The 25,347-nt window shown below is 47.9% G+C and carries 14 protein-coding genes; 13 read left to right on the forward strand and 1 reads right to left on the reverse strand.

The genetic code is table 11. The features are described from left to right. The first annotated feature begins 14 nt into the window (after positions 1–14). From pepN to MHM95_RS00800, 13 genes are all read left to right on the forward strand, one after another. On the forward strand, positions 15–2,624 hold the full coding sequence (pepN, locus tag MHM95_RS00740) for an aminopeptidase N (protein WP_239383931.1): 2,610 nt from the start codon (positions 15–17) through the stop codon (positions 2,622–2,624). Between the two features lies 1 nt (position 2,625). Beyond that, on the forward strand, positions 2,626–2,847 hold the full coding sequence (locus MHM95_RS00745) for a DUF2835 domain-containing protein (protein WP_026110974.1): 222 nt from the start codon (positions 2,626–2,628) through the stop codon (positions 2,845–2,847). A gap of 243 nt (positions 2,848–3,090) precedes the next feature. Continuing rightward, positions 3,091–5,178: a DUF1302 domain-containing protein gene (locus MHM95_RS00750; protein ID WP_022943970.1), complete on the forward strand. Its 2,088-nt coding sequence runs from the start codon at positions 3,091–3,093 to the stop codon at positions 5,176–5,178. A gap of 12 nt (positions 5,179–5,190) precedes the next feature. After that, positions 5,191–6,558: a DUF1329 domain-containing protein gene (locus tag MHM95_RS00755; protein ID WP_022943969.1), complete on the forward strand. Its 1,368-nt coding sequence runs from the start codon at positions 5,191–5,193 to the stop codon at positions 6,556–6,558. A 75-nt stretch (positions 6,559–6,633) separates the two neighbouring features. Continuing rightward, positions 6,634–7,632, forward strand: coding sequence for a YCF48-related protein (locus MHM95_RS00760; protein ID WP_239383932.1), 999 nt, complete (start codon positions 6,634–6,636; stop codon positions 7,630–7,632). A 2-nt stretch (positions 7,633–7,634) separates the two neighbouring features. Beyond that, positions 7,635–9,953 carry an MMPL family transporter gene (locus MHM95_RS00765; RefSeq protein ID WP_239383933.1) on the forward strand — a complete coding sequence of 773 codons (2,319 nt, stop codon included), beginning with the start codon at positions 7,635–7,637 and terminating at the stop codon, positions 9,951–9,953. 197 nt (positions 9,954–10,150) lie between these two features. Further along, on the forward strand, positions 10,151–14,989 hold the full coding sequence (locus MHM95_RS00770; RefSeq protein WP_022943966.1) for an NAD-glutamate dehydrogenase: 4,839 nt from the start codon (positions 10,151–10,153) through the stop codon (positions 14,987–14,989). Positions 14,990–15,063: 74 nt separating this feature from the next. After that, positions 15,064–16,074 (forward strand): quinone-dependent dihydroorotate dehydrogenase, encoded by a 1,011-nt coding sequence (gene pyrD, locus MHM95_RS00775; RefSeq protein ID WP_239383934.1) that lies wholly within the window; start codon positions 15,064–15,066, stop codon positions 16,072–16,074. Between the two features lie 130 nt (positions 16,075–16,204). Continuing rightward, the gene (locus tag MHM95_RS00780) at positions 16,205–16,732 is read left to right on the forward strand and encodes a cell division protein ZapC domain-containing protein (RefSeq protein WP_022943964.1); all 528 of its coding nucleotides are present in this window, start codon (positions 16,205–16,207) and stop codon (positions 16,730–16,732) included. Positions 16,733–16,785: 53 nt separating this feature from the next. Beyond that, positions 16,786–18,906 (forward strand): bifunctional 23S rRNA (guanine(2069)-N(7))-methyltransferase RlmK/23S rRNA (guanine(2445)-N(2))-methyltransferase RlmL, encoded by a 2,121-nt coding sequence (gene rlmKL, locus MHM95_RS00785; protein ID WP_239383935.1) that lies wholly within the window; start codon positions 16,786–16,788, stop codon positions 18,904–18,906. Next, positions 18,881–19,147 (forward strand): glutaredoxin family protein, encoded by a 267-nt coding sequence (locus tag MHM95_RS00790; RefSeq protein WP_045978722.1) that lies wholly within the window; start codon positions 18,881–18,883, stop codon positions 19,145–19,147. Before rlmKL ends, MHM95_RS00790 begins: the two co-directional genes overlap by 26 nt. Next, complete coding sequence (locus tag MHM95_RS00795) at positions 19,134–21,050, forward strand: ABC transporter ATP-binding protein (RefSeq protein ID WP_239383936.1); 1,917 nt, start codon at positions 19,134–19,136, stop codon at positions 21,048–21,050. The genes MHM95_RS00790 and MHM95_RS00795 overlap by 14 nt, the downstream gene beginning before the upstream one ends. Before the next feature lie 11 nt (positions 21,051–21,061). Continuing rightward, positions 21,062–22,813 carry a DUF3466 family protein gene (locus MHM95_RS00800; RefSeq protein ID WP_138508391.1) on the forward strand — a complete coding sequence of 584 codons (1,752 nt, stop codon included), beginning with the start codon at positions 21,062–21,064 and terminating at the stop codon, positions 22,811–22,813. Between the two features lie 53 nt (positions 22,814–22,866). On the opposite strand, the gene MHM95_RS00805 is transcribed toward MHM95_RS00800, so the two are convergent. Continuing rightward, a complete protein-coding gene (locus MHM95_RS00805) occupies positions 22,867–25,308 on the reverse strand; it encodes a TonB-dependent receptor (RefSeq protein ID WP_239383937.1) in 2,442 nt (813 codons plus the stop codon). Between the last annotated feature and the right edge of the window lie 39 nt (positions 25,309–25,347).

Raw genomic sequence — 25,347 nt, forward strand, 5'->3', positions numbered from 1 at the left:
GAGGACTGTCCTATATGACCTCCCAGCATGGCAATGCGAAGTATTTAAAAGACTACCAACCCCCTCACTTTTTTATTGATAACCTCACCTTGGACGTTGATTTACAACCGACGCAAACCACAGTGTATGCCCGCTCCGAGGTGCGTCGCAATGAGGCAAACCCGGCAAATGACTTAGTGTTAGATGGTATAGATTTATCTCTTAAAGAGGTTAAAGTTGATGGTCATATATTCACCAATTACGACATTAACGATGAGCAATTACTGCTGCGCGATGTGCCACAACACTTTGTACTAGAGATAACAACGGCCTGTTCGCCACAAACTAATAGCTCATTAGAAGGTCTGTATTTATCAGACGGTGCTTATTGCACCCAGTGTGAAGCTGAGGGATTTCGTAAAATCACCTACTTCCTTGATAGACCCGATGTTATGGCCGAGTATGAGGTCACCATCAAAGCGGATAAAGCCCAGTTCCCCTACCTACTGTCAAATGGCAACAAGATTGCCAGCGGTGACTTAGCCGATGGTCGCCACTTTGCAACTTGGCACGACCCCTTTAAAAAGCCAAGCTACTTATTTGCCTTGGTAGCCGGGGACTTCGACGTATTACGCGATAGCTACACAACCGTCTCTGGTCGTGAAGTGGCATTAGAGCTCTATGTAGATAAGGGGAATATAAGTAAAGCCCCGCATGCGATGGCGTCGCTCAAGCGGGCAATGCAATGGGATGAACAGCGCTTTAATCTTGAATACGACCTCGATGTGTACATGATAGTGGCGGTCGACTTTTTCAATATGGGAGCGATGGAAAACAAAGGCTTAAATGTCTTTAACTCGAAATGTGTGCTCGCCAATGCAGAAACCTCAACGGATCGCGATTTCCATTTGATTGAGTCTATTGTCGGTCACGAATACTTCCATAATTGGACGGGTAACCGTGTGACTTGTCGGGATTGGTTTCAGCTCTCATTGAAAGAGGGGTTGACGGTGTTTCGAGATCAGGAGTTCAGCAGCGATCTAGGCTCACGGGCCCTCAACCGAATTGATGCGGTGAAGGTGATGCGCACACATCAGTTCGCTGAAGATGCGGGGCCAATGGCTCATCCTATTCGCCCTGAGAAGGTATTAGAAATGAATAATTTTTATACCGTGACGGTGTATGATAAGGGCGCCGAAGTGATCCGTATGCTGCATACATTGCTGGGTGAGCAAGGCTTCCAAAAAGGCATGCAGTGCTACATTGAGCGTCATGACGGCCAAGCGGTGACTTGTGATGATTTCATTAGCGCTATGAGTGATGCGAATGGCTTTGATGCCTCTCAGTTTAAACGCTGGTACAGCCAATCGGGTACCCCACAAGTGCATGTTCAGGAACAGTTCGACGCGCAACAGCAGCAATATGTACTCACCCTGAGTCAGCATCATAGCCCGACAGCAGATCAATCAAGCAAAGATAATTTGCTCATCCCTGTGGCGATTGAACTGCTTGATAGCCAAGGTAAGGCATTGAGCTTAAGTGCACATGGCGTCGCTGATAACGTATTGCAGTTACACCAAAGTGAACAGCAGTTCGTGTTTGATAACATCACCGAGCGACCTGTCGCGGTGCTGTTTGAGGATTTCTCCGCGCCGGTTAAAGTTCAGTTTGAGCAGAGCCTTAACGATCAATTGCATATAGTGCGCCATGCTAGCAGCGACTTCTCCCGCTGGGATGCGCAGCAAAGTGCATTAAGCGGGTGTATTCTAGACGAGCTTGGACGGGGCGAAAAAGCCCAGCTTGATGAAGCAGTGTTAGCCACATTGAGTGACTTACTTAATGCTGCATTAGCCGGTCAAGAACATGATCTGGTCTTAGTCGCAGAGCTATTACAGCTACCTAGCTTTGATACCTTGAGTGCTCATTTTGAGCAAGTCCCTGTTGATGCCATCACAGCGGTGACTGAGGCATTTGCGCAACAAATTGCCGAGCACTTGCAAGTGCCGCTGAGCGAAGTAGTGACCCAACTCAGCGACGATAAGCAGCAATCGCAGCAAAGCGTTGCCAAGCGAGCGTTACTCGCAACCTGTATGGGGTATTTAGCGCGCGTAGATACGCAGCTTGAATTTATTGAGACCCAGGCACATCAGGGCTCAATGACTTTATCTTTGGCGGCGATAAAAGCGTTGATCCTTGCTCAACACCCCCGCAGTAGTGCTATGTTAGACGAGTTCGCGGCGCGTTGGCAGCATGATACTCTTGTGATGGATAAATGGTTTAACCTTCAGGCCCTGCGCAAAGGCTCGGACAGCTTCGCCAATCTGACTCGTTTATACCAACACCCTCACTTTAGTTGGCGTAACCCCAATCGAGTACGTGCTCTTATTGGTGCCTTTGCGATGAGTAACCCAACGCAATTTCATGCCAAAGATGGGCAGGGCTACGCGCTATTGGGTGATGCCTTAGTGAAGCTCAATGATATCAATCCACAGAATGCTTCGCGCCTGATCACGCCGTTGTTGGCATGGCGACGTTTTGATAGTACGCGTCAGCAGTTGATGAAAGAGCAACTAGAGCGTTTAAAGGTATTACCAAAACTCAGCAAAGATTTATTTGAAAAGGTAGATAAAGCCCTCAGTGAATGAGATTAAAGAATTTTATTTCACGCTATCTATGAGTTACAGCCAGTGTCTGGCCTATTACAAAGGCCGGATTTCTGCTGTACAAGTCATTGATGACGCCGGGCGAAAAATTCGTTTCCCGGCTAACAAACTGCTTCCCTATATGTCACAAATCGGCATCCGTGGGCGTTTTCGCTTGTTATTGGATGCGAATAATAAGTTTATTCGCTTAGAGCGCGTTCACTAATTCAACCTGCTTATTTGCGCTATTTTTAAACAGTTGTAAATTGCATTTGTCGTTAACGTTATTGTCATGTATAAAAATAGTGGTAGGATGTCATACCATTAGCGCAGATAAAGGAAAATTAACGCTTATTACGGGCCATTAATCTAGATTGTTTGTAAATTTCGCGTATCCTTTCTAATGTATAAGACTACACTAAAAACAATAACTTGATCTTAATTACCCGCGCAAAGGGGGGAAGCAACAATGATAAGACAGCCACTATTTGCTAAGCATCGTTTAGCGCTCTGTGTAGGGGGAGCGATGCTCGGCATGAGTAGCGCCGCACACAGTGCCAGTTTTACAGTCGGGGACTTCGATGTTAACTTCGACTCGACATTTTCATACGGACAAAGCATTCGTACGGAAGATAGAAACTTCGACGCCAACATAGGTAAAAGTAACCATCCACGCTTTGACTGGACCGGTTATAACGCCGCTTTGAATCCAATCTATTCATCTGCAGATGTGTGGGCCCAACCTGGCGCTTACTCTAATAATGGTGATGCGGGTAACTTAAACTTTGATAGTGGCGATACCTTTTCACAGCAGCTAAAGGGCACACATGAGTTAGCCATCAATGGCGACATGTACGGTTTCTTCTCGCGCTTCATGTATTTTTATGATTTCGCTTTGATGGATGGTGACTTTGCTTACACCAACCCTACCTCAGGGGAGCAGGTTGATCCCTGTGACTATGACGAAACCAAAGAGCAAGTCTGTGCTGATTTTCGTTTGCTTGATGCCTTCATTTGGGCCGATTTTGATTTCAATGAAGGTCGCAACCCGCTCTCTGTGCGTTTAGGTCAACAAGTTGTAAACTGGGGTGAAAGTACCCTGATATCACATGGTATCAATGTTAACCCTGTAGATATCGACCGTCTGAAGGCACCGGGTGCTGAAGTAAAAGAAGCCTTTATTCCCGTCGGCATGTTATGGGCCTCACTAGGTATTACCGATAACATCTATCTGGAAGGTTTCTATCAGTACGAGTGGCATGAAACTCGTCTACCAGCATCGGGAAGTTATTTCTCGACCAACGACTTTGCCTCGGAAAACGGTTTTAACCAAAACGTACAGTTAGGTTTCACCTCCAACCCAGATATTGACCTTGCCTTTTTAACCGAGAGCCTCAACAACCTTGGCAGTGATTGGCAGATGGCCGCAGCGGCGCAGGGTATTGACCCTAATTCAGCAGCGGGGCAACAGTTACTGGCTAATATGTACTTGGCATACCCCACTAAGGTGGCACTTAAAGGCAAAGGTCACAAAGGTAAGACTGAGCCCGATGATGGCGGCCAGTATGGTTTGCGCCTAGGTATGTTTATGCCTGACTTTAATGATACTGAAGTAGCGCTTTACTACATTAATTATCATAGCCGCCGCCCAGTTATCTCTGGACAAGTATCGGACTTTACTGCCATTGGCGATGATCTAGCGATGTTGGCGACGACGGAAATCACAGAAGACAACGTCACCGATCTGCAAGCGTTTACCAAAGCGGTATTAGCCTATCCAGAGGACATTAAACTGTATGGCTTGAGCTTTAACACGGCGTTAGGCGAGACCGCATTCTCAGGCGAATTTGCGTTTCGTCAGGATGAACCACTGCAAGTGGATGACGTCGAGCTTCTTTATGCCGGTATGCCAGAGCAACTAGCTGTTGCCGGGTTACGTCCAGAATTTGCGGGTATTTCACAGTTGAGCCCAGGCGATGCGACGTCGGTTGTAGGCCCAGGTGAAACGGCACAGGGTTATATCTTGCGCAACACGGCACAGCTACAATTCACCGCCACACACCTGTTTGGCCCTTATCTCGGTGCTGACAGCTGGGCCGTTGTTGGTGAAGTCGGCGGGGTGCGTGTTAATAACATGCCAGAGTACGATGAGCTGCGTTTGAATGTGGCGGGGACTGGACGCAGTGGCGTCATTCAAGGACCTGCGGCTGACTACACTGCGTTGCAAATGGCGTTATCCAATGGCCCAGAAACAAATCCATTCCCAACGGCTTCGGCGTGGGGATATCGTCTTATTGCCAAGGGGGATTACTTCAATCTCTTCTCAGGCGTAAACTTTTCACCTAAGTTCGTATTCTCCCACGACGTCAATGGCATTACACCTGACCCAATGTACTTGTTTATTGAAGATAGAAAATCGTTGGGGATTAACCTGAACTTTAATTATCAAAATACTTGGTCTTTCGACGTAGGCTATAGCTCTTTCTGGGGCGGTGGTGCGACGAATAACTTCTCAGACCGAGACTTTGTGTCGTTTAATATTAAATATTCAATTTAAAAGGGTACACGCATGTTAACTAAACCTACCCTCATTGCAGCAGCCTTTTGTGGCATCTTTGCCACTTCTGCAGTACAGGCAAAAATAACACCCGAGCAGGCTGAACGCCTGGGCGCGGATTTGACACCTATTGGTGCACTTAAAGCAGGTAATGAAGATGGCTCTATCCCTGCTTGGGATGGTGGTATTACTAAAGCTCCAGAGAATTATGAGCAAGGGATGCATCACCCTGACCCTTATGCAGATGATCAGGTCCTTGTCACCATTGATAAGTCGAACTTGGAACAGCACAAGGAATTCTTGAGTCCGGGTCAGATAGCCTTATTTGAGGCGTACCCTGACACCTTCAAAATGCATATCTATCCGACTCGCCGTAGTGCATCTTTCCCGCAGTTTTATTACGATGCAACGAAGAAGTACGCCACTGAAGCGGAGTTGATTGAAGGCGGTAACGGCATCAAAAACACCGCTATCGGTGTGCCATTTCCAATTCCGGAAAACGGCTTAGAGGCGGTGTGGAACCACTTGTTGCGCTACCGTGGTTTATCGATTGCTCGTTATGGTGGTCAAGCCATGCCAACAGCCTCGGGTTCGTACAACCTGATTGGTTTTGATGAGCAGTTGTTAGTGAAGTACTCGGATCCAGAGGCCACACCGGAGCAGCTGCAAGAGTCGAATATTCTGTTTAAATTTAAACAGCGTGTCACCGAGCCAGCGCGCCTTGCAGGCACCGCGTTGTTAGTGCACGAAACCATGGACCAAATCCTCACGCCACGCCAAGCATGGACGTATAACACCGGTCAACGCCGTGTTCGCCGTGCCCCTAATGTTGCATACGATGCACCGGGAACAGCGTCTGATAACTTGCGTACTACCGATGACTTCGACATGTTCAACGGCTCACCGAACCGTTATAACTGGGAACTCAAAGGTAAAAAAGAAATGTACATTCCGTATAACAGCTATAAATTGCATAGCGATGAGCTAGAGTACGATGACATTCTTAAGCCTGGTCACGTTAATCCAGAACATGTGCGTTACGAAAAACACCGCGTCTGGGTGGTTGAAGCGACGCTTAAAGAAGGCACTCGCCACATTTACAAGAAACGCGTGTTTTACATCGATGAGGACAGCTGGCAGATTTCGGTCGCCGATTTATACGATAACCGCGACCAAATGTATCGTGTAGCCATGGCCCACGGTGTGAACTATTACGAAGTACCAACGCACTGGAGTACGTTGGATGTTTATCACGACCTAAACTCACGTCGTTACTTGGCTATTGGCTTAGATAACCAAGAGAAAATGTACGACTTCTCTGAGTCGTTCCAAGACAACGAGTTTACATCTAATGCACTTCGTCGCGAAGGGCGCCGTTAATCTCCTCGGAACTCCTCAGGTCTGCTGCTGCAGGCCTGAGGCTCTCACGTTAACCCTCTATAGGCTCAATTAGATATGAAGTACTTGCTTTGGGCGGTGTTGCTTTTGCCCCTTGGCGTCAGCGCGCAACAAGAGACACCACAACCGGCTTATCAGGCTGACAGTGCCACGCGCACGTTATTTACCGATATCACCACCACAGAATCACGCGTTATCGCCGTTGGCCAACATGGCACCATTGTATACAGCGATGATGGCGAGCAATGGCAGCAGGCCACCACTCCTATTGATACCCTGCTGACAGCGGTGTTCTTTATTGATAATCAACAAGGCTGGGCATGTGGTCACGATGCCAGCATCTTAGGCACCACCGATGGCGGCGCCAGCTGGCAGTTACTGCAGTATCGTCCTGATCTTGATAAACCGTGCTTGGATATTCACTTTTTCGATAAGCAAAACGGCGTTGCTGTCGGTGCCTATGGAATGTACTTCGAGACCAAAGATGGTGGCCAAAACTGGACTAAACGCTTTTTAGATAGCCTTCTTTACCCCGAAGATAGGGACTACCTCAATGATTTGAAGGTCAACGACCCAGAAGGTTATGAGATAGAAACTAGCTCCATCTTGCCGCACTTTAACCGCATTGCTGAGACTTCCAAAGGGCTTTACATTGCAGGTGAAATGGGACTGATAGCGCACAGCACCAGCCAGGGTCAAAGCTGGCAACGGGAACAGGAGATATATCATGGCTCCTTTTTCGATATTGCTGAGGTCGAAGGCGAAATACTGGTTGCCGGTTTACGCGGTAATGCATTTAAACAAGGCGATAGCGGCCAGTGGCAAGCACTGCGTACGCAAGAGCAAGCAACCATGAACAGCATCGTCGAGAGCAACAAGGGTGGGGTGTATATTTTTGGTAACTCCGCTGTGATTTACCGCTTAGAAAACATGCAACAGAACCAGCTCAAGGCGCGTCAACGCGCTGATGGTAAAGCCGTGATGGATGGTGCGGAGTTTGCTGGTAAGTTGATTCTAGCAACGGAAGCGGGCATTCAAACCAAGGAGTTAAACTAATCATGCAAACTTTAGTGGAATTATTAGAGCGCAGTTTATTCCGCCATCGCATGTGGGTGATCTTGGCCTTTATTATCGCCACCGTGGCCTTGGCGTGGCAGGCGACTAAACTGCAATTAGATGCGTCGTTCAATAAGAATATCCCGCTTAATCACCAATACATGAAGGTGTATACCAAACACGAGAAGCAGTTTGGTGGCGCCAACGGCATTCTCATTTCCGTGTGTGATGCGCGTGGCGATATTTTTAACCCGGAATTTTTTACCCAATTAAAAGCAGTACACGACCAACTGTATTTCATCCCTGGGGTTAACCGCCCCCTGGTTAATTCAATTTACTCTCCAAGCGCGCGCTTTGTTGAGGTGGTTGAAGATGGATTCAGCGGTGGCCCTATTATTCCTGCTAACTTCAGTGCCGACAAAGCAGGCCTTGCACGAGTAAAAGAAAATATTGAAAAGGCCAAAGTTGTAGGGCGCATGGTGGCCTCGGACTATTCCTGTGCCATGGTCAGCGCTCAGCTTATGGAGTTTGACCCTCAAACCGGTGAAAAGCTCGACACTCTTGATATTGCAGAGCAATTAGAGAGTAAAATTCGCACTCCTTTAAGCACTGATAACGTCAGCATCCATATTATCGGCTTTGCAAAAATGGCCGGTGATATTGCTGAGGGTGCCAAAGACGTGGTTCTTTTCTTCGCTATTGCCATCGCAATTACCTTGGTGATGGTCTGGCTGTTTTGTAAAAGCTTTAAGCTCACACTGCTGCCAATAGGCTGCTCTATTATTGCTGTGGTTTGGCAAATGGGGCTGCTATCAACACTTGGCTTTGGCCTTGATCCAATGTCGATTTTAGTGCCGTTCTTGGTATTTGCTATTGGCGTGAGCCACGGTGTGCAGATGATCAACGGCATTGCCAAGAAAGTGCAGTTAGGCAGCGATGCTAAAACCGCTGCGCAATCAAGCTTTAAAGCCTTACTGATCCCCGGCGGCATTGCTTTGCTATCGGATACGGTGGGCTTCTTAACCTTGCTGGCGATAGACATCGGTATTATTCGCGAGTTGGCGATTACAGCCAGTTTAGGTGTGGCGGTGATCATCTTCACTAACCTGCTTCTGTTGCCTGTGATAGCGTCTTATCTGACCTTTTCGAAGCTCGCGGTACTAGAAGCCGACAATGCCAATAAGAACGCGCTATTTAAGCTCCGTGAATTGTTGGTTGCCACTACTAACAAAAAAAATGCGACGGCTATTTTAATTTGCACCGCTGTGTTGTTTGCATTTGGCTACTGGCAGTCACAAAACATGCGCATAGGCGATTTACACGCTGGGGCACCGGCGCTGCACGAGGAGGCGCGTTACAACCAAGACACCTTCCTCATCTCTGATCGCTACAGTATATCTGTCGATATCTTAAAAGTGATTGTCGAAGCCTACCCAGCAGCTTGTACCGAGCACGAAGTGATGGACCGTATCAGCCAATTCCAATGGCGTATGGATAATATCCCTGGGGTGCAAAGCAGTGTTTCTCTAGCCAGTGTCGCTAAAGCCGTGAATGCTGGTTACAACGAAGGCAATTTGAAGTGGCAAACGCTACCACGCAATAGCGCTTCTCTCGTGCAAGCAACTTCACGGGTGGAAACCAGTTCAGGTCTTCTTAATGGCGATTGCTCGGTGATGCCAGTGATCATCTTTATGGAAGATCACAAGGCCGAGAGCATAGAGCGAGTAGTGGCCGCAGTGAAAGAATACGTTGCTGAATTTGGCACAGACAAAGTGTCATTCCGACTGGCATCCGGACCAATTGGGGTGATGGCGGCAACGAATGAATCGGTATCGAAAGCGCAAACGCCGATGATGCTGTACGTCTACGGTGCGGTGATCGTATTGTGTTTATTGAGCTTCCGCTCGCTGCGCGCCACTATCGCCGTGGTGTTGCCGCTATATATTGTCTCAACGTTGGCGCAGGCGCTGATGGTGGGGCTGGAAATAGGCCTAACGGTGTCGACCTTACCTGTCATAGCACTGGGGGTGGGTATCGGTGTCGACTATGGTATTTACATTCTCTCGTCGATGATGACTCAGCTCAAACAAGGCGTGCACTTAAGTGAAGCGTATCGAAATGCACTAGCAGAGCGGGGCAGTGCCGTGCTCTTTACTGGTATCACCTTGGCAGTGGGAGTGAGCACATGGATCTTCTCTGCATTGAAGTTCCAGGTTGATATGGGCATCTTGCTGACCTTCATGTTCTTGGTGAATATGCTCGGTGCAGTGCTCATTTTGCCAGCAATTGGTGCCTTCCTCTGGTCTGACCAGAAAAAATAATGTGAATACTTGTGTACAGAAATGGCCTTAACCGGCCATTTCTATCTATATTTTGTGAATAGAATGCCAACATGCTGAAATCATTGGTCTGATTTCATCGAAAAGGCTTTTTATTAGCTGCAAAAGCGTTAGAATTTAACTGACTCCACGCTATTCAGTCACCCGTTCACAAGGCGGTATAGATTAAGGAACACACAATGACACAAAATGATGGTCACGCTTCCGTTATTCTTAATAACGTCAGCAAGCTTATTCAAAGCAAAGTTCACGCAGACAAAGTGTCACTGGTCGACAAATTCGCCAAGGCGCTTTATCGCAACATGTCGAATGAAGATCTGACACACCGAAACGACAGTGACCTCTACGGCGCAGCGTTGAGCCTTTGGAACTCGTTAGAGAGTAAAAAAGGCGATGATGCTGTTATCCGCGTATTCAATCCCGAAGTTGCTAAGCACGGCTGGCAGTCCTCGCATACCATTGTCGAGATCATTGCTAAAGATATGCCGTTTCTCGTTGACTCCGTTCGCATGGCACTTAACCGCGCGAACATCGCTTCTCACTTATTACTGCATACGCCATTAAAAATTCAGCGCGATAAAGATGGCACTATTACTAATCTCTCAAACTTAAAAGCGGAACAAGAGTCGAGCTCGACTAAAACCGTGTTCTTTATTGAAATCGATCGCCAGACCGATGACGCGGAAATTAAAGCGTTTAAAGAAGAGCTTGATTCTGTGCTTAATGATGTGTCGGTGGCTGTTGAAGATTGGCAACCCATTCGTCAACAGTTGCTGGATGTAATTAACGATCTCCCTAAGCGTCCACACAATGTCGATAAAACCGAATTAAACGAAACGGTTGAATTTCTAGAGTGGCTGGCCAGCGATAACTTTACCTTGATGGGCTATCGTCAATACGAACTTAAGCCGGTAAAAGGTGATCATCAGCTCAGTGGTGTGAAAGGCACAAGTCTAGGGTTAATGAAGAACTCTGACGAAGAGCAAGTGCGGTTACTTTCTAATATGCCAGAAATCGCACGCAAAGAAGCACGCAGCAATAATTTGTTGGTATTAACGAAAACCAATTCGGTATCGCGAGTGCATCGCCCTGCACACATCGATTACATCGGTGTGAAGCGCTTTGATAAAGACGGCAACGTCATTGGCGAGGACCGCTTTATTGGCTTGTTCTCATCCAGTTTCTACAACAACAGTGCGGCCGATGTGCCCGTGTTGAAGTCGAAAATTCGTCGTGTTTTAGAGATGAGCGACTTTGCCGAGGGCACCCACGCCTACAAAGCGGTCCTTAATATTCTCGAAACCTATCCTCGTGATGAGCTAGTACAAGCCCGCGAACAAGAGCTACTGGATGTAGCCATGGGGGTTTTACATATTCAAGAGCGCGACATGTGCCGCCTGTTTGTGCGCAAAGACACTTACGGACGCTTTTTCTCGTGCATGGTGTATGTGCCACGTGAGCGTTATAACACTGCACTGCGCCGTGAAACGCAGCAAATTCTTGCTGATGCCTTTGGCTCCGATGAGAAAGTCAGCTTTACCACCTATTTCTCCGAGTCCAGCCTTGCTCGTACCCACTATATTGTGCGAGTTAACAACAGTGACGTAGATTACGACGTGAAAGAAATCGAAAATAATTTAGTAGAAGCAGCCCGTACTTGGGAAGATAAACTACAATCAGCGCTATTAGGCAGCAATGGCGAAGCGCGCGGTAATGAATTAAACCGTAAATATGCCAACGCCTTCGCCAGCTCATATAAAGACCAAGTGTTGCCAAGTGCCGCAGTGGTTGATATTGAAAAGCTTGAGCTGCTCAATGACGACAACAAACTAGAGATGTTGTTCTACCGCCCACAAGAGGAAGTGAGCTCGAATATTGTTCGTTTGTCGTTGTTCCACAAAGACGAGCCTATTCATTTGTCTGACGTGATGCCGATGTTAGAAAACTTTGGCTTACGCGTTATCGGTGAAACGCCGTATGCAGTGAAAACCTCAGACGGCCAAGTGAACTGGATTATGGACTTCTCAATGTTGCTCGACAACAAAGAGATCGCTGACTTTGACAAAGTATCTGCGCGTTTCCAAAAAGCGCTCACCGATGTATGGAATAACCGCCTGGAAAACGACGGCTTTAACCGTTTAGTGCTCAATGGTGGCTTAACGGGCCGCGAAGCGTCGATTTTGCGTGCTTATGCCAAGTACATGCGCCAAATCGGAGTGACGTTCTCGCAGACTTACATTGAGAGCACCTTCGCTAACTATCCAGATATTGCGACACAAATCGTGAAGCTGTTTGCGAAAAAGTTCTCAGTGAAAGCACCAGGCAGCGAAAAAGCCTTGGAGAAGCTCGTTGCTCAGGTGTATGAATCGCTCGAGAACGTTGCCAACCTTGATGATGACCGCATCATTCGCTTGTACGTTGATATGATCAACGCCACGCTGCGCACTAACTATTATCAGAAAGACGACACCGGCGTATTCAAGTCGTATATCTCTTTCAAGGTCAAGCCAAGCTTGATTCCAGAGATGCCATTGCCACTGCCGGCGTTTGAAATTTTCGTCTACTCACCACGCGTTGAAGGCGTTCACCTTCGCGGCGGTAAAGTAGCGCGGGGCGGATTGCGTTGGTCAGACCGTCGTGAAGATTTCCGTACCGAGGTTTTGGGCCTTGTAAAAGCGCAGCAGGTTAAGAACACCGTGATTGTGCCTGTTGGCTCAAAAGGTGGTTTTGTTTGTAAGCAACTGCCAAGTGAGCGTGAAGCCTTCTTTAAAGAAGGGCAAGAGTGCTACAAAATCTTTATCCGTGGTTTGCTTGATATCACCGATAACATCGTACATGGCGACATTGTTCCGCCGGAGAATGTCACACGTCATGACGAAGATGATCCGTACTTAGTAGTCGCCGCCGATAAAGGCACCGCCACCTTCTCTGATATTGCCAACGGGATCGCTGGCGAATATGACTTCTGGCTAGGTGATGCCTTTGCTTCCGGTGGCTCGATTGGTTATGACCACAAGAAGATGGGGATTACCGCAAAAGGCGCGTGGGAGTCTGTTAAACGTCATTTCCGCGAAATTGGTATTGATTGCCAGAACAACGATTTCACAGCGGTTGCCATTGGTGATATGGCCGGTGACGTATTCGGCAACGGCATGTTGCTCTCGAAGCATACCCGTCTGCAGGCGGCTTTTAACCACATGCATATTTTCATCGACCCGAACCCTGATGCTGCAACATCTTGGGACGAGCGTAAGCGCTTGTTTGAATTACCGCGCTCGAGCTGGGAAGACTATAACAGTGAACTCATCTCCAAAGGCGGTGGTATCTTTGCCCGCAGTGCTAAGTCGATTACCTTAACGCCTGAAATCAAGAAGATGGTGGGTACTAAGAAAGCGGCGATGACGCCTAATGAGCTAATCAAAGCGCTCCTGAAGATGCCAGTCGACTTGTTGTGGAATGGCGGTATTGGCACCTATGTGAAGGCTAAGTCTGAGACAGACTCAGATGTTGGCGACCGTGCAAATGATGCATTGCGTATCAACGGCGGTGAACTGGGCGCTAAAATCTTCGGTGAGGGCGGTAACTTAGGTGCTACTCAACTTGGTCGTATTGAATTTGCGGCCAAAGGTGGGCGTATTAATACTGACTTTATCGATAACGTGGGCGGTGTGGCGTGTTCTGATAACGAAGTGAACATCAAGATCCTACTGAACTCCTTAGTGGGTGAAGGAGAGCTCACTAAAAAGCAACGTGACGAGCTGTTGTACGCGATGACCGATGAGGTGTCAGAGCTAGTACTACAGGATTGCTACCGCCAGACTCACACTATCTCCGTGACACAATCTAAGGGCGCATCGACATTAAAAGAGAAGATCCGCTTTATCCACGCGCTTGAAAAAGACGGTAAGCTCGATCGTGCTATTGAGTTCTTACCTACTGACGAAGAGCTTGCTGAGCGCGCTGCTGCGGGTAAAGATTTGACTCGTCCAGAGCTGTCAGTGTTGGTGTCTTATGCGAAAATGGTGCTCAAAGAGACCTTAGTCACCGATGAGATCACTGAGAACCCGTACTACCGTCAGCTGCTGGTCCAGTCGTTCCCTGTACCACTGCGTGAGCGGTTCAATTCAGCCATGGATAACCACCCGTTGCGTGGCGAAATTATTGCTACTAAGTTGGCCAATAACATCGTCAACGACATGGGCTTAAACTTCATGGTGCGTATGCACGAAGAAACGGGCGCATCAGACGCTGAAATCGCCTTATGTTACTCCATTGCTCGCGAGATTTTCGATATGCCGCAGACCTGGTCGGAAATCGAAGCGCTCGATAATAAGATAGATGCTGAAGTGCAAACAGAAATGCTGTATCAGCTACGTCGTACTGTACGCCGAGTAACACGTTGGTTCTTACGTCACCGTAATAAAGCATGGACTATTGAGCAAACCATTGCTCATTTTGCGCCTTGTTTTAAAGACTTGACGGATAACTTGCACAGCTACATGGTAAGTGATGAGAGCGAGCAAATCCGCGAAAACGCCAAGAGCCTGGCCGATCAAGGCGTTCCCGCTCAATTGGCGATGCGTATTGTGTCACTATCGAGCTTGTTCTCCACCATGGACTTGGCCGAAGTGGCCGCGCAAACCGAGCGCAACACAGCCTTGGTGTCAAACACCTACTTCAAGCTGGGTGCGCGCATGGGCTTGCACTGGTTCTTAACGCAAATCACTCATCAGCCAGTGCAAAATCATTGGCAAGCCTTGGCGCGTGCTTCTTATCGCGAGGAGCTCGATTGGCAGCAACGCACATTAACCGATGTGGTACTGCGTAGCTTCGATGACAAAGAGCAAGATGTGGATGCGCAAATTGACGCGTGGATGGAAGCAAACAATGCTGTATTGCATCGCTGGCAACAAATGCTTAGCGAATTTAAGACTTCGCAAAGCCATGACTTTGCCAAGTTCTCAGTAGCACTGCGGGAATTGATGTTGCTTGCACACAACTGTGATCAACGGGCGTAAGCGCCGCTGTTAAAAAGCAGTAAAACTCTGTAGAATACCCCAGCTTTTGTCTGGGGTATTTTTTTGGGGGTTCCATGTTTTATGATTTAGCGCGTCGGTTTATGTTCACTAAAGACGCTGAGTGGGCGCATGACTTCGCATTGTCTAATTTAAGTCGCTATGCCAACACGCCCTTATCCATGGCGTGGTCCCAGTCAGTTCCAGACAAACCAGTTAATTTCCTCGGCCTTGAATTTAAAAACCCCGTGGGGTTGGCGGCTGGATTAGATAAAAACGCCGAATGCATTGAAGCCTTCGCCCAGATGGGATTTGGTTTTATTGAGGTAGGTACGGTAACTCCGCGACCTCAGCAAGGAAATGACAAGCCGCGCATTTTCCGTTTGCCAGAGCAACATGCGGTGATCAACCGTATGGGGTTCAACAATAAAGGCGTTGATAACTTAGTGGCGAATGTTAAATCCGCCAATTATGATGGCATCTTAGGGATCAACATAGGTAAAAACAAAGACACGCCTAATGAGCAGGGCAAGGACGACTATATCCATTGCATGCGCAAAGTCTTTGAACATGCCTCGTATATAACCGTTAACATCTCTTCGCCAAATACCCCAGGGCTGCGTGACTTGCAATACGGCGAAGCGCTCGATGACTTGTTGTCGAGTTTGAAAAATGAACAGCTCGACTTGGCAGCCAAACACCATAAACAAGTCCCGATGCTGGTCAAAGTTGCACCGGATTTAGGCAGTGTTCAAGTCGAGCAGGTCACCCAATCGTTATTGAACAACCACATTGACGGGGTCATTGCGACTAATACCACCTTAGAGCGCAGCGCTGTCGCGGGTTTGCAATATGCCGATGAGGCTGGCGGACTATCAGGACGTCCGGTGCGGGCTAAGTCTCTAGAGGTTATTAAAGAGATCAAACGGTTATCGCAAGGGCGTTTACCTATTATCGGTGTCGGTGGCATTGACAGTGCCGAAGCCGCCAAGGAAAAGCTTGATGGCGGTGCTGATCTACTGCAAGTGTATACCGGCTTTATCTATGAAGGTCCGGCTTTAGTGAAACGGATCGTTCGCGCCTTATAAGGATCAGTTATGTTAGTGTTTGATCCCTCATAAAATATTCTTAGAATCTATTTTACATGGGATCAACTAACGCTATAATCCAAAGTTATAAGGTAGGTGTACAAAGGCTTTTACGGATTTAGAGGGCAACATGTTACAGGCACAACGACATTGGCAATGGCAAATTTCGAGTGAGCAAAATCGCTTAGTGCTCGATATGGGAGAGATGCAGTTTTGCACGCCCTATAAGCTGCGCCAGCTGACAGATGAAGCCTTGAGTGAGCCCCAATTTAACCTCCTTGACGCAGACTTTTATAAGCAAGTGGGCGAGTATTTAAGTACCTTTAATCTGTGGAGTGATGCGCAGATTTGTCAAATAGCACTTAACGCCACAGCGGTAAAACACTACCTTAAGCCTGTGCTCGCTAAAAGTTGGTTTTTTGCGCCATACACCGGCCGAGATATCAATCAAGAAGCCATTGTTAGCCTTACTTCACAGTGCCAAAGCGGCCAGTTTCTCATTGTTGATTGTGCCGATGGCGCCAGTGTTTGTTTGTGCTTGGAACCACACTTCGCACTTGATGAAAATCTTAGCCTAAAACAATTTGAGGTTATCAAGGTACTGAACAACCGAATTCATCCTATTTTATCCGCTCAGAACCAACAAAAGCGCGCTTAACCTTCCTCGGCTATGATACAATCTCGGCGAATTTACGAGATAGGATAGTCACTTTGCAATTTGTTGCCCTTACTTCCATAGGCATTGAACAGTTACTCGAGCAAGAGCTCAGCGCGCTTGGCGCCGAAGTACAAAAACAGCGTGTTGGCGCGGTGGAGTTCAGTGCTGATAGCCTTACTGCTCAACGCATTTGTTTAACGACGCGCCTTGCTACTCGGGTCATGCTGCAATTGCAACAGGGCAGTGGTGTTGAAGACAAAACCGCGTTATATAATTTTGCCCGCTTTCAGCCTTGGCAAGAGTATTTTGGGCCGGATCAGTCTTTTGCCGTGGAGTTTAATGGCACTAACCGCCAGCTGAAAAACAGTCAGTTTGGTGGCCTTGTTATCAAAGACGCAATTTGTGATTACTTCCACGACTTATATGAGCGCCGCCCAAATGTTAGCAAAGAGCACCCTGACGTACGGGTGGTGGCAAAGCTGAATCGTGATAAGCTGACGCTGTACATTGATTATTCAGGTCCTCGTCTTTCACAGCGTGGATACCGTAGCGCTCAGGGTAAAGCTCCTTTAAAGGAAAACCTAGCGGCCGCGTTGATTATGCGCAGTGGCTGGCTAGATGACACCACGCAACCGCTGTTTGATCCCACCTGTGGCTCTGGCACCTTACTCATTGAAGCGGCGCTAATGGCAAAAAACATTGCTCCGGGTTTGCAACGTGAGCAGTTTGCCTTTGAACGTTTACCCAGTCACCGAGCGGTCAAATTTAAAGAATTAAAGCAGTCCCTGCGCAATGAGATTAACGACAGCGCTAAACCTTGGCTCATTGGTCATGATATTAACCCCAACGTCATTGCTAAGGCTAAAGACAATGCTGCGCGCGCAGAAGTTGCTGAGTATATCGATTTTGACACCGGTGATTTGGCCAATATGAAGGCGCCGTGTAAACGCCCCGGTGTGGTCATTGCGAACTTACCTTACGGTGAGCGTTTGGGATCGATGGCCGAAATTTTGGCCCTGTATCGCCAGCTAGGGCATCAACTCAAACAGGGCTTTTGTCACTGGCGCAGCGCTTTGCTAGTGAGTGATGCAGAGCTATTAAAGCTGTTTAAATTAGTTAAGCACAAGCAATACAAGTTTAAAAATGGCCCCATCGATACGGTATTGGCACTGTACGACATTACCGAAGAGCAGACCCAAGGGCATAAAGGGGATAAAACCCCACTGCATTTTGAGCAGTCGGTAGCCTTTGCCAATCGCCTGAAAAAGAACCGCCAAGGTTTGAAAAAGTGGCTCAAGCAAGAGCAAATCACCGCTTATCGTATTTATGATGCCGATATTCCTGAATACAATGTCGCCGTGGATGTCTATCCAGATAGTGCGGTGATCTACGAGTATGCTGCGCCAAAGAACATCGATGAGAGCGTCGCCCAGAAACGTCTGCAGGATGTATTAATGTTAACCTGTGAGACGCTGTCGCTGGCGCCAGCGAATGTTGCCTTGAAAGTGCGACAGCGGCAAAAAGGTGACAGTCAATACCAAGCGCAAGCGAATCAAGGACGCACTCAAGTGATTAGCGAATATGGCGCGCTATTTGAGGTGAATTTATATGACTATCTTGATACCGGTATTTTCCTCGATCACCGTTTGGCGCGTAAGTACATTCGTGATATCGCCAAAGATCAACGGGTGCTGAACCTATTTGCTTATACTGGCACGGCCTCGGTGCAAGCGGCGCTGGGTGGGGCGAAATCCGTCACTACCGTGGATATGTCGAAAACCTATCTGCAATGGGCGCAGCGTAACTTCGCATTGAATAAATTAAAGAGCCCGCGCTATCGTTTTGAGCACGGCAATTGTTTAGAGTGGGTAAAACGCACGCGCGGTGAGTACGATGTTATTTTTCTCGACCCGCCAACCTTTTCAAACTCAAAACGCATGAAGGAAAGTTTTGATGTACAGCGTGACCATGTCAGCCTACTGGTAGACACAGCTAAGTTATTGGCAAAAAATGGCACCTTAGTGTTTTCGAACAATAAACGCGGCTTTAAGATGGACGAAGACGCACTGGCTTTACAAGGCTTGGTTGTTGAAAATATCACTGAGCAGACGCAGTCTGCAGATTTTGCCCGTAACAAACATATTCACAATGCCTGGGTCATTCGCCGTGGCTAAGGTGGTGTTATATCACACCGAAGGGTGTCACCTGTGCGAGCAAGCGCAAGCAATGTTGGCGCAGCATCCACAAGTGAGTGCTATTGAATTGCGTGACATCATCGATGATCCCGAGTGGCTTAGCGCCTACCAAGTGCGTATTCCCGTTATGGCGTTGGCACATCGACCCGAGGCCGAGCTGGGATGGCCTTTTGACCAGCAGGCAATCAATCAATTGATAGAGCAGTATGGACCTTATTAGAATAACAAACGGCCAGTTGGCCTATGGAACTCATCCGTTACTTGACGGTGCCAATGCCGTTATTGAGCAGGGCGAGCGTGTGTGTGTCGTTGGCCGTAACGGCGCCGGAAAATCGACTTTTTTAAAAGTCCTTAGCGGTGATGTAATCCTTGATGATGGTGACATTAATCAAGTAGGTGAGCTTAAAATCGCGCGCCTAGAGCAAGATCCGCCCCGTGATAGTGAGGGCAGCGTATTCGACTATGTGGCCGATGGCCTGCCCACCGTTGCTAAATTACTTAAAGAGTTTCATGCCTTAAACGCACAGCTTGCTGAGCATGCCGATGATGAAAAAGCATTGTCGCGTCTGGCAAGTATTTCTGCCGAGATCGAAGCCCAAGATGGCTGGCGATTTGATTCCAAAATTAAGCTCGTACTGGGGCAATTAGAATTAGATGCAGACGCGCAATTAGCCACTCTTTCAGGAGGGTGGTTGCGTAAAGTGGCACTGGCGAAAGCCCTGGTTGGTGAACCCGATTTACTGCTATTGGATGAGCCCACCAACCACCTGGATGTCGCATCGGTTAAGTGGTTAGAGCAATTTTTGAAAGAGTTTAAAGGCGCGATTATCTTTATCTCGCATGACCGTGCCTTTATCCGCGCCTTAGCAACCCGCATTCTCGATTTGGATCGTGGCCAGTTGGTTTCTTACCCAGGGGATTATGCAACTTACCTAGAGCGCAAAGCCCACGATTTAAAAGTGCAAGAACAACAAAACGCCGAGTTTGATAAAAAGCTGGCAGAAGAAGAGGCGTGGATCCGCCAAGGCATTAAGGCGCGACGCACCCGTAACGAAGGCCGCGTACGCGCACTGAAAGCACTGCGACAAGAGCGTAAACAACGGGTAGAGCAAGTCGGCAAAGTTGATTTAAATATCGAAACCGCAGCACGTTCAGGCAAGTTAGTTGCCGAGGCCAAGCATTTATGCCATGCCTTTGGTGATAAAGTGATAGTTGATGACTTTTCCACGTTATTGATGCGGGGTGACCGTGTTGGCCTCGTCGGCCCTAATGGGGTCGGCAAAACGACCTTGTTGAAGCTACTGTTTGGGCAGTTGCAAAGCACCAAAGGACAACTTAAACAAGGCGTTAATTTAGAAATAGCTTATTTTGACCAATACCGTGCCAAGCTTGATGAAGAGGCAAGTGTGCAAGACAACGTCGCGGACGGTAAGCAGGAAGTCAATGTAGGCGGGCGCTCACGCCATGTCCTGGGTTACTTGCAAGACTTTCTATTCCCCCCTAAGCGCGCTCGCACGCCAGTGAAGGCCCTCTCTGGGGGAGAAAAAAACCGCCTGTTACTAGCGAAAATTTTCTTGCAGCCATCGAATGTATTGGTACTCGATGAGCCGACTAACGACCTTGATATTGAAACACTCGAGCTATTAGAAGATATTGTTAACCAATATCAAGGCACGGTGTTGATTGTTAGTCACGACCGGGAGTTTATCGATAACACCTGTTCCAGCGTATGGGGATTTGACGGCAATGGTAAAATCACCGAAGTGGTGGGCGGTTACAGCGATTACGAAGCTTATCGCGCCCAGCAGTTGGCGGCACTAGAGGTGCAGCGTAAAGCCAGTGCCGAGGCCGAGCAGCAACAAGCGCAGAGCAAAACGAGCAAGCCTAAATCCAGTAATAAGCTGTCTTATAAGCATAAGCGCGAACTCGAAACCTTACCCGAGCAGGTGGAACAGTTTGAGCAAGCTATTGACACATTGCAACAAGAGGTCAATAGTAGTGACTTTTTTAAGCAAGATAACGAAACTACCAGCGCTAAATTGAACCAATTGGCCGAGCTTGAGTCGAAGCTTGAAGCTGCGTTCGCCCGTTGGGAAGAACTCGAAGAATTACAAAATCAGTAGTAGGGAAGAACATGAAAAAATCCTTAGTCGCATTGAGCATTCTTACCGGCTTGAGCGCCCATGTCCATGGTGCCGTTTATCAGGTGGAGGAGCTGAGTACCTTAGATATTGCGAAACACCATTACGTTACTGATGCTAATAATAATGGCGAGGTTATTGGCCAAGCTCGTGGCGTATACAATCTTCCAATCGATGTTAGTTACATAGACTTTAGCGATAGCCAGATCACCAACGCATACGATGATTGGGAGCGTAGTCAGTTCGAAGCCATTGATAAAGAAATTACCTTTACCTTGGACGATATCGAAGCAGGTAATCTCAATGCTGATGCGCATCGTTTTATGCTCAGCTTCCTATCAACATCTAGTGTTAACAGCGATGCCAACTGGCAGAAAATTGCTGACAGCGTGGCTGTAAACTTTACACCGAGCCCAGCAACAGAGCAGGTGTTATTAGATGAGCAAAGCGATCATTACGACGGTTTGACGCGCAGCGTCGCCAACTTATATAACGCTATCAGTGAAGATGGGGTGCGCGCAGGGTGGTCATCAGCACCTTATGAACAAATAGAATTCACGCCGAGTGGCGATGATGAGGCGCAAACCTATTTTGTGCGCGATTTTCGCTCTCGCGGGGTGGTTGTAGGTGTCGATGGCACGGTAGTCACCTTGCCAGTGATCAGCGATTTATACGGCGGTCAAGGGACAGCGAATGATATCGTTATGCGCCCTGATGGCGGTTACTATGTGGTTGGTGACAGCTCAACTGGCGTGCCTGAAGATCGCCAAGATAACTATGACGATCGCTGCGACGGTGAAGATGAACCGGTTGCGGTGTGCGTTTGGGAAATCGAAAATCGCAGCGCCAGCAATACCCGCAATGGTTTGTATGACCGCCGAGCCACGTTGTGGACCTTGGATGCAGATTTAAATGTGGTTGATACAAAGAACCTTGGTTTAGGATTGAGCATTGAAGAAGACGAAAACAGTGCATTCGTCTCTACGGCGTTGGCCGTTAATGCACAAGGAATTGCCGTTGGTTATTCACATATCCGTGATAATAACAACGATAATCGCATTAATACCCTGCCAGCCCTGTTTAAAGATGGTGAAGTACTAGAAATCATCGACCAAGAAGATGATTGGTACTCTGGTAAGGCAACGGCGATTACTGATAATGGCATCGTCACCGGCTATGCCACCAAAAACATCGAAGGGCGACGCACGACCAAGTTCTTCTACCATAACATTGAAACGGGCACCACAGTGTTCCCGACAGACTACTTTACCAGTTCAAGCTCAGTGGGCCGTGACATAAACGAGCAGGGCGTCATTGTCGGAGAAGGTGAAGTCGATGTTGTTAACTCAGGCAGTCGTCGTCGTGAAGGCTTCATCTACACCTTAGGTGATGACAAAATCGCTAATATAAACGATTTATTGCCATGCTACGACGTTGATGGTGAAAGCAATTATCCGTATACCTTCGCTGAAGCAACGGCCATTGATGATGACAACATCATTTATGGTGTTGCTACTAAAACCGAACCTAAGTTGAATTCTTTCGGTGAAGTGGAGGTCGATAGTGATGGTGAGACGCTATATGAGAGTGTAGCCAAACCAGTGAAACTCACTCCTATCGCCGGCGGTGAGGTTGAAGAGTGCCCACCTGAGGCTGCAGAAACCTACGAGCGTCAAAGCGGAAGCCTAGGTTGGCTCGCTTTATTGGCGTTACCACTGCTAGGCTGGCGCCGTAAACACGGTTAAGGTTACAAACATAAAAAAGCCCGCAAATGCGGGCTTTTTTATGTCTAACCGAATTAGAAGTAAGCGCGAATACCGAGACGCAGATTACGTCCAGGTAATGGAGCCTGCTCTTTTATAAAGGAGCTATGAACAAAGCCAAGCTCATCAGTCAGGTTATTTAATTGCATGTAAGCCACGCCATCAAACGACCCCACGGCGAAGTTATAGTCAACGGTGAAATCAACTAAGGTATAAGCGTCGGTGACCGTTTCAGAGGCAGCAATATCATCTTGTTCAAGATAGTGCGTGGCCTTAAGTGCTAAGTCCCAATTTTGTAGCGTGTAATCAAGCTGGGTGCCAAGCTTGGCGGCAGGAATACGAGGAATATACTCACCGTTATCGAGTTTTGCGCTGACCGAGTCGGCAAAGCCCTTAATACGCCATTGCTGGCTAATTTGGTAGTGCATATCTAACTCGAAGCCATAAAGTTCGGCGTCTTGAGACTGATATTGATACACTGTCATGGCGTCTTCATCGCCAAGCTGTGCAGCAATGAAGCCTTCATCATGCTCATATACCAAGCCAGTATCTTGTTGGTAATAGAAGTTTTCAACGTCGTTATAGAACACACTTAGGTTAACGCCAAAATCACCGATGTATTTACGCCAGCTGACATCGATGTTATTTGCCACTTCTTGTTGCACATTTTGGCCGTTAAAGTGCGCCTCACCGTCTTCTATATCATAAGCAAGACCTAGCTCGTACGTTGATGTTGCGATATGCTCACCATTAGATAGCAGCTCAGCCGTCAGTGGAGCACGCTCAGAATGAGATAAACTGACAGCTAAACTGTAACCTTCTTGGTACTGCCAAATCCCACCTAATGAAAAGCTCATGTTTGTCTCATCATACTCGTAAGCGATAAGCTCTGGGTCTTCGAGGTGCTCATCATGGTGCTCTTGTTCATGGTCATGACTGTCATGTTCATCTTCATGCTCTGATGTACCAGCTATATCGCTAGACAAACTGTAATCTTCGACGCGAGCACCAAGCTCTAATGTCCAGTCACCAAATACACGCTCTTCTAGCAAGTACAGGGCGTGTACTTGCGTTTCTGTCGCAGGTGTAAAGGCTTCGGCACCCGAAGCTGCATAGTCAGAGTCAGTGTAGTGATAGCCCAATGTGCCGTGCCATTGACCAACGCGATGCTTGGCATTGATGCGTGCTTCATGGGTGGTATTTTCGAATAAGGTACCGATTGTCTGCTCTTCCACTTCAGCGTGTCGGTAGTCTGTGTAACCTGCGCGAACGCTCAGTGTTTCTATGATACTGTCGTGGAATGAATAACTTACTAACGCTTGCCAGCGGTCTTGCTCAACGCGCGCAAATACATTATGGGCTTGCTCTTCGCCGGCATGTTCATCGTGACCGTCATGCTCATCTTCGTGTCCATGCTCTTCATGGCCATGTTCATCGTGTCCGTGCTCTTCATGATCGTGATGGTCATGAGAGTGGGCTGGAATTCCGTAGTCGCTCTCAATACGGCCATAAGACAAACCAAGGGTCCAATGATCGGCAACGTAACTGGTACCTAAATTAACCGTGGCACTATCGATAAAGGTATTATCCACTTTATCGTGAGCCTCTAATTCGCCCTCATGCTCTTGGGTATAAAAACGTGGAGTCTCATAATCATGACCAACACGGTCAGTGCCATCGACATGGACATTAAAGCCATCGTGACCCGCTGCGAACTTACCCGCATAGGTGTTGGTAGTCGATACGGTATCATGGCTGTATTCAGCCGCTCCTTCGTAACCCTCAATACGATCGGTGGGGATACGGTTATCAACGACGTTCACTACACCACCGATAGCACCAGAGCCATACAACAACGTAGCTGGGCCACGAAGTACTTCTATTTGCTCAGCAGCAATAGACTCGGTGGTCACAGCATGATCCGGACCGACGCGAGAGGCATCACTGCTGTCTAAACCATTTTGAGTGATCTTTACACGTGGGCCATCTAAACCACGAATGATAGGGCTCGATGAAACAGGGCCGAAATAACTGGCGTTAATGCCTGGGATCCCTTTGAGGGTCTCCCCCAATGTTGGTTGCGCGCTATCACGCAGTGCATCGCCGCTCAGTACAGATACTGGCGATACCATGTCGAGGTTATTTTTATCCAGTCCCGAAGCGTAAACAACAACGGTTTCAATTGCGGAGGGGGTGAGGTTGACTTGAACCGTTTGGTCTTGCTCATTAACCGCCACGCGCTTATCAATATAGTCGTCTTTACTGAAATGTAGCTCGCCCGCTGCATCCAGAGTGATTGAAAACTCACCATTGGCATTGGTACGAACGCTTTGCTGTTTACCATGGTAGTGGACAATAACGTTTTCGATGGGTTGCTGTTGAGGGTCGATAACGGTTCCGGTCACAGTGCCCGCGAGCGCATTGGGCGCACTCAGTAGCGCGGCAATAGTGAGAGAAAGAGGCGCAGGTTTGAACATAAGAATACTTCCAGTTACTGACATTGGCTATAATATAAC

The sequence above is a fragment of the Pseudoalteromonas sp. CnMc7-15 genome, from assembly GCF_022347925.1.
Classification (GTDB): domain Bacteria; phylum Pseudomonadota; class Gammaproteobacteria; order Enterobacterales; family Alteromonadaceae; genus Pseudoalteromonas; species Pseudoalteromonas ruthenica.

Excerpts from the sequence above, each read along its gene's own strand:
- MHM95_RS00750 (WP_022943970.1), top strand. The coding sequence starts at position 3,091 with ATGATAAGACAGCCACTATTTGCTAAGCATCGTTTAGCGCTCTGTGTA.
- MHM95_RS00800 (WP_138508391.1), top strand. The coding sequence starts at position 21,062 with ATGAAAAAATCCTTAGTCGCATTGAGCATTCTTACCGGCTTGAGCGCC.
- MHM95_RS00805 (WP_239383937.1), bottom strand. The coding sequence starts at position 25,308 with ATGTTCAAACCTGCGCCTCTTTCTCTCACTATTGCCGCGCTACTGAGT.
- pyrD (WP_239383934.1), top strand. The coding sequence starts at position 15,064 with ATGTTTTATGATTTAGCGCGTCGGTTTATGTTCACTAAAGACGCTGAG.
- MHM95_RS00795 (WP_239383936.1), top strand. The coding sequence starts at position 19,134 with ATGGACCTTATTAGAATAACAAACGGCCAGTTGGCCTATGGAACTCAT.
- MHM95_RS00780 (WP_022943964.1), top strand. The coding sequence starts at position 16,205 with ATGTTACAGGCACAACGACATTGGCAATGGCAAATTTCGAGTGAGCAA.
- MHM95_RS00790 (WP_045978722.1), top strand. The coding sequence starts at position 18,881 with ATGCCTGGGTCATTCGCCGTGGCTAAGGTGGTGTTATATCACACCGAA.
- pepN (WP_239383931.1), top strand. The coding sequence starts at position 15 with ATGACCTCCCAGCATGGCAATGCGAAGTATTTAAAAGACTACCAACCC.
- MHM95_RS00765 (WP_239383933.1), top strand. The coding sequence starts at position 7,635 with ATGCAAACTTTAGTGGAATTATTAGAGCGCAGTTTATTCCGCCATCGC.
- MHM95_RS00760 (WP_239383932.1), top strand. The coding sequence starts at position 6,634 with ATGAAGTACTTGCTTTGGGCGGTGTTGCTTTTGCCCCTTGGCGTCAGC.
- MHM95_RS00770 (WP_022943966.1), top strand. The coding sequence starts at position 10,151 with ATGACACAAAATGATGGTCACGCTTCCGTTATTCTTAATAACGTCAGC.
- MHM95_RS00755 (WP_022943969.1), top strand. The coding sequence starts at position 5,191 with ATGTTAACTAAACCTACCCTCATTGCAGCAGCCTTTTGTGGCATCTTT.